The sequence below is a fragment of the Streptomyces sp. TRM64462 genome, from assembly GCF_013362995.1.
GTDB lineage: Bacteria > Actinomycetota > Actinomycetes > Streptomycetales > Streptomycetaceae > Streptomyces.
Window position 1 is genome coordinate 1 of record NZ_JABWDV010000097.1, and the last position, 5,856, is coordinate 5,856.

Annotated in this window: 3 protein-coding genes and 2 pseudogenes; 2 read left to right on the plus strand and 3 right to left on the minus strand. The window is 74.5% G+C overall.

Annotated features, from left to right (window positions below; all coding sequences use genetic code 11):
- Together HTZ82_RS04770 and HTZ82_RS04775 are read right to left on the minus strand one after the other, a co-directional pair.
- Nucleotides 1–544 (minus strand): annotated as a pseudogene (locus HTZ82_RS04770) (SWF or SNF family helicase); the annotation flags it as partial.
- Nucleotides 541–3,552, minus strand: coding sequence for a DEAD/DEAH box helicase (locus tag HTZ82_RS04775; protein ID WP_175408004.1), 3,012 nt, complete (start codon nucleotides 3,550–3,552; stop codon nucleotides 541–543). The gene HTZ82_RS04775 and the pseudogene HTZ82_RS04770, both read right to left, overlap by 4 nt.
- A 265-nt stretch (nucleotides 3,553–3,817) precedes the next feature.
- Here HTZ82_RS04775 and HTZ82_RS04780 point away from each other — a divergent pair, with 265 nt between their 5' ends.
- Both HTZ82_RS04780 and HTZ82_RS04785 read left to right on the plus strand, forming a co-directional pair.
- Nucleotides 3,818–4,915 carry an acyl-CoA desaturase gene (locus HTZ82_RS04780; protein ID WP_175408005.1) on the plus strand — a complete coding sequence of 366 codons (1,098 nt, stop codon included), beginning with the start codon at nucleotides 3,818–3,820 and terminating at the stop codon, nucleotides 4,913–4,915.
- 115 nt (nucleotides 4,916–5,030) lie between these two features.
- Nucleotides 5,031–5,213, plus strand: a complete 183-nt coding sequence (locus HTZ82_RS04785; protein WP_175408006.1) for a hypothetical protein — start codon at nucleotides 5,031–5,033, stop codon at nucleotides 5,211–5,213.
- 40 nt (nucleotides 5,214–5,253) lie between these two features.
- On the opposite strand, the pseudogene HTZ82_RS04790 reads toward HTZ82_RS04785, so the two are convergent.
- A pseudogene (locus HTZ82_RS04790) lies at nucleotides 5,254–5,856 on the minus strand (hypothetical protein); the annotation flags it as partial.

Genomic DNA, 5,856 nt, shown 5'->3' on the forward strand with positions numbered 1-5,856 from the left:
GCAGCCGCTGCTCCGACCGTCCCCGTATCAGCAGCAGCACGAACGGGTCACGGTCGAGCAGCCGCGCCACCTGATAGCTCAGCGCCGCCGTGTGCGGGCAGTGGTCCCAGGCGCCGCAGGCGCACTCCGGCTCCAGATCGCCCACGCCCGGCAGCAGATCCACACCGGCCGCCGCGGCGTCCTCCACCAAAGGCGGCGGCATGTCCCGGTCGAGGAGCGCGGCGACATGACCCGCCCGCTCCACCGCCGTGTCCAGGAAACGGTCCCAGTCGGCGTCCGACAGCTCCTGCACCAGCACATCTGCGCGCTGCGCCGTGCCGTCCCGGTCCTTGACGACCGCGGTGATCCGCCCGGCCCGCACCGACACGGCCCCCACGGCCCCGGCCCGCGCCCGGGCCCGCCCCTTCTTCAGCTGCTGCCCGTCGAGGGCCGTGTCCTCCAGGGCCTGCAGCCACGCCCGGCCCCACCAGCTCTCCACGAAGCCCCGCCCCCGCGAGGGCGGCAGCGCGGCGAACGTCAGCTCGTCGCCGTACTCACCACTCATCGCCCACGCCCTCCGTCCGTTCCGTACGTTCCGTTCACTCCGCTCACACTGATCACGCTGCTCACTCCACCCCCGGCGCCCTCCGTGCCCGCGCCGCGCAGCTCCACCAGCTCCGCCAGCTCGGCATCGGTGAGCTCCGTCAGCGCCGCCTCGCCCGCACCGCCGAGTACGGCGTCCGCCAGCCTCCGCTTGCGGGCCAGCATGGCCGCGATACGGTCCTCGACCGTGCCCTCGGCGATCAGCCGGTGCACCTGCACGGGCTGCGTCTGCCCGATCCGGTACGCCCGGTCCGTCGCCTGTGCCTCCACCGCCGGATTCCACCAGCGGTCGTAGTGCACGACATGGCCCGCCCGCGTCAGGTTCAGCCCCGTCCCGGCGGCCTTCAACGACAGCAGGAACACCGGTACTTCCCCGTCCTGGAAACGGTTCACCATCGCCTCGCGTTCCCCGATCGGTGTACCTCCGTGGAGCAGTTGCGCCGGCACGCCCCGCGCCGCCAGATGCTCCTCCAGCAGCCGCGCCATCCGCACGTATTGCGTGAACATCAGCACGCTCGACCCCTCGGCGAGCAGTGTGTCCAGCAGCTCGTCGAGGAGTTCCAGCTTCCCGGACCGGCCCGTGAGCCTGGGCCGCTCCTCCTTCAGATACTGCGCGGGGTGGTTGCAGATCTGCTTGAGCGCGGTCAGCAACGTGACCACCAGACCGCGCCGCTCCATGCCGTCCGCTTCCGCGATCGCCGCCAGGGTCTCGCGGACGACCGCCTCGTACAGGCCGGTCTGCTCCGGTGTCAGGGACACCGCACGGTCCGTCTCCGTCTTCGGCGGCAGCTCCGGCGCGATCCCCGGGTCCGACTTGCGGCGCCGCAGCAGGAAGGGCCGCACCAGCCGGGCGAGCCGCTCCGCGGCGGCCGGGTCGCCGCCGCCCTCGACGGCCTGCGCGTACCGGCTGCGGAACGTACCGAGACGCCCGAGCAGACCGGGCGTCGTCCAGTCGAGGATCGCCCACAGCTCCGACAGGTTGTTCTCGACCGGCGTGCCGGTGAGCGCCACGCGCGCGCGGGCGCCGACGGCGCGCAGCTGACGGGCCGTCGCCGCATACGGGTTCTTCACGTGCTGCGCCTCGTCCGCGACAAGCATGCCCCAGTCCACGCGCGCGAGGCGGGCGGCGTCGAGCCGCATCGTCCCGTACGTGGTGAGCACGAACCCGGCGTCCGCACCCGTCGGCAGGTCGTCCAGGCCGCGACCGGGACCGTGGAACCTCCGCACGCGCGTGCCCGGCGCGAACTTCTCGATCTCCCGCTGCCAGTTGCCCATGAGCGACGTCGGACAGACCACCAGCGTGGGCCCCGCGGAGGCCGCCTCGGTCTGGCGGCGCAGGTGCAGCGCGATCAGGGTGACGGTCTTGCCCAGGCCCATGTCGTCCGCCAGGCACGCGCCGAGGCCGAGCGAGGTCATACGGTGAAGCCAGTCGAGCCCGCGCAGCTGGTAGCCGCGCAGCGTCGCGGCCAGCCCGTCCGGCTGCCGCCCGGCCTCCGGGTGCTCCGCCGAAGGCGACGTGCCCTCCGGGTCGGCCAGGAGGTCGCGCAGCCGCCGCAGCCACCCGGACGGCTCGACCTCGACCCGGTGGCCGTCCACCTCCGCCGTGCCCGTCAGTACGGCGCCGAGCGCCTCGACCGGGCCGACCTTGCGGTCGCGGTGGGCGCGGGCGCGCCGTACCTCCTCCGGGTCGACCAGGACCCATCGGTCCCGCAGCCGCACGAGGGGCCGTGCGGCCTCCGCCAGCCGGTCCAGCTCGGCGCGGCTCAGCGGCTCGTCGCCCAGCGCGAACCGCCAGTCGAACGCCAGCAGTGCGCCGGGGGACAGGAACGACGGGACGTCAGAACCCCATGTGTCCGCCCCGGAACGTCCGTCCCCGGCACCGCCCGCGTGCTCGACCGGCCCGATCTCCGCGCGCGTGGTCAGCGACCGGGCCAGATGCCGCGGCCAGTGCACCTGAACGCCCGACCGGGCGAGGGCCCGCCCGGCCGCGCCGAGGAGTTCGGCGACCTCCTCGTCGGCCAGGTCGAGGGAGTCCGGCACGGCCGCCGACATCAGGGGAGACAAGGCCGGCCAGACACGGGCAGCGCGGCGCAGCGCGAGCAGCGCGTCCCTGCCCGCGTGCGCCCCGAACGCCTCACCGGCCGAGCCGGACCACACAGCGGCGGCATCCGCGACGAGCGCCGGATCCGCGACGCTGTGGAGTTGCGGTACGGCACGGAAGGCGGGCGGCCGGCCCAGGGCCTCGACGTCCCCGCCGGGCTCGTCGAGGCCCGACACCTCCACCCGGAGCGAGAGCCGCACGCCCGCGTCGTGCCCCGCCGCCACGTCCGCCGCCCACTGGCCCAGCCCGGGCACGTGCTGCGGCTCGTCCGCGGCGAACGCCGTTCCTCCCGCCGCGAGCGGCGCCGCCGGTGTCCGGGGCAGCGCATCCGCCACCGCGTCCAGGAACGCCCGCAGCAGCGCCTCGGGATCCGGGAGCAGCACGGCGCCGTCGCCGGCCGTCCCGGCGGGCACCGCGTGGGCGCTCGGGGGCATCGACGCGGCCAGCCGGCGCAGCCGCTCCAGGTCGTCGGGCCCGAGCGGACCGGCCCGCCACGCGTCGTACCCGTCGGGGCTCAGCCCGGGCAGCAGCCGTCCGCGCGCCACCAGGTGCAGCGCCAGCAGGGCGGCCGCGCCCCAGAGCGCGGTCGAGGGCGAGACGTCCGCCGTGACCCGCGCACGGGTCAGCAGCGGCAGCGCGTCCCGTACGGGCACACAACGCGCCGCCACCGTACGCGCACAGGCGTCAGGGCCGACGACCGTCACCTCATCGGTCGGCCCGGCGAGGTCCCCGTCGGGCGACCAGAAGGCGATACGGCCGGACCGTGGTGGATCGGAGGGCAGGAAGACGGCGGAACAGCGGGCAAGGCCGGAAGGGCCGGAGAGATCGGAGAGATCAGAGAGATCGGAGAGAGAGGAGTCCCAATGCACAGCGCTGACGCATTCCTCAAATTTGACTAGTGCGAGTCGGAGCGGCCGAGATTACCCGCCCACCCGCCAGGAAGGACACATTCCGCGAGTGATCCAGGTCACGAAGGCGGGGCAGCCCCCGGACGGGGGAGGGGGAGCCCCCGTGCACGGCGGGGTGCTGCCGCCATGGTCCGGGCGCTCGGCCCGCCCGTAGGTTCGTCGGACCATCGCACGCCGGCCGTCGAACCGGCGGTGCGAGCCCCGGCCAACGGACCCGGAGACCACCATGCCCCAGGCCATCGCCGCCACCCCGCCCGAGAGCCCGCAGGCACCCGCACGCGTCGGCGCGGCAGGCAGCGAGTTCACGCCCCTTCTGCGTGCCGTGAAGGAGCGCGGACTGCTCGAACGGCGCCCCGGCTGGTACGCCGCCGGAATCACCGTCAACCTCCTCGCACTGGCCGTGACCGCCGCCGGCCTGGTGCTGTTCGGGCACTCGCCCTGGTCCCTGCTGCTCGCCGTGCCGCTGGCGGTGTTCTCGGCCAGGACCGGCTTCATCGCCCACGACGCCGGACACGCCCAGATCGCCACCCGGCGCCGCACGAACCGGCTCCTCCAGCTGTTCCACGCCAACCTGCTCCTCGGCATGAGCCAGGAGTGGTGGAACGACAAGCACAACCGCCACCACGCGAACCCCAACCACCTGGACAAGGACCCCGACGTCGCCCCCGACATCCTCGTCTTCGCGGGCCACCAGACCGCCGGCCGCACCGGCCTGCGCGGCTGGCTCACCCGCCACCAGGCCTGGCTCTTCTTCCCCCTCACCACCCTCGAAGGCCTGGCCCTCAAGGTGTACGGCTTCCGAGCCGTGTTCTCCGCGCGCGAAGACGACGCCCGCGACGGGACACCTGGAGCCCGCCGGGACCGCCTCGTCGAGGGCGGACTGCTCGTCGCCCACGTCGTCGGCTACGCGGCCCTGCTGATCGCCACCATGTCCCCTGGCCAGGCGCTCGTCTTCGCGCTGATCCACCAGATGCTCCTCGGCCTGCACCTGGGCATGGCGTTCGCACCCAATCACAAGGGCATGGCGATGCCGGGGCAGGACGGCGACGACCGGCGCTGGGGGCACCTGCGCCGCCAGGTCCTGACGTCCCGCAACGTCCGCGGCGGCCTCGTCACCGACTGGCTCCTCGGCGGGCTCAACTACCAGATCGAGCACCACCTCTTCCCGAGCATGCCCCGGCCCCACCTGCGGCTGGCCCAGCCCCTCGTACGCACCCACTGCGAGGCGCTCGGCATCCCGTACACGGAGACGGGCGCGGTGGACTCGTACCGCCAGGCGCTCGTCCACCTCCACGCGGTGGGCGAGCCCCTCAGGGAGGGCTGAACCCGTCCGGGTCCGGATCCGGATGAGGCCGGCTGGAACCGTACGGCGCGGCCGGCCGTTCACACAGCAGGAAGCGGCTGCGGTCGCCACGGCAGCCGAGAAGGAGGCGTCGCGCATGACGACGAGAACCAAGATCGTGATCGGGGGCGTGGCCGTCGGTCTGCTGCTCATGCCACTGATCGGCTTCTGGATGTCCCTGCTGGTCGTGGTCGGCGTACCCATAGCGGCCTACCTGGCCCTCGACCCGGGCCAGCGGCGCCGCCTGCGCCGGGTCACGCGCAAGGAGCTCGGCCGCTGACCGGCCCGTGCACGCGAGGCGGCACCCCGGCCGGTCACGCTCAGCCCGGGCGGACCGCCATGGCGTCGAGCCCCGCCAGCAGCACGGGCAGCCGAGCACCGCGCCCCACGGGCAGCACCTCCCGCGGCCGCTCGTCGAGGAGGACGAACGCGATGTCGTCCGTCCGCGCCACGAGCGACCACCCCGGACCGTCGACCCGCAGGGTCCGGGCCCCGCCCGGCGCGAAGCTCGACCGCACACGCCCGGGCGGCGGCGGATCCTCCAGATAGCGCTGCGCCTCGGCCAGCACGCGCCGCACCACCTCGCCCGACCCGGCGGGGACCCCGGACCGCCCGGACGCACCCGATCCAGTGGATCCACCCGGTCCACCCGGTCCACCGGTTCCGCCGGGCTCGCCGTGACCGCCGGTCCCGGCAGGTGCCGCGTCCGCCCGCGCCTCCGCCGGGTGCTCCCCGGCGGGCGCGAAGTCGCCGTCGCCGAGCTGCTCCCGCCACACCGCCCACTGCAGCGCGATCTCGTCGGCCCCGAGCCGCCTCTGGGCGGGACCCCACATCGCGTCGTCCGGCGGCCGGAGCGGTGCCGGCTCGCCGGGTTCCGTCTTAGGGTCGTGCGGGGCGGGCAGCCCCGGCGCGGCCACGGACAG

Excerpts from the sequence above, each read along its gene's own strand:
- HTZ82_RS04785 (WP_175408006.1), top strand. The coding sequence starts at position 5,031 with ATGACGACGAGAACCAAGATCGTGATCGGGGGCGTGGCCGTCGGTCTG.
- HTZ82_RS04780 (WP_175408005.1), top strand. The coding sequence starts at position 3,818 with ATGCCCCAGGCCATCGCCGCCACCCCGCCCGAGAGCCCGCAGGCACCC.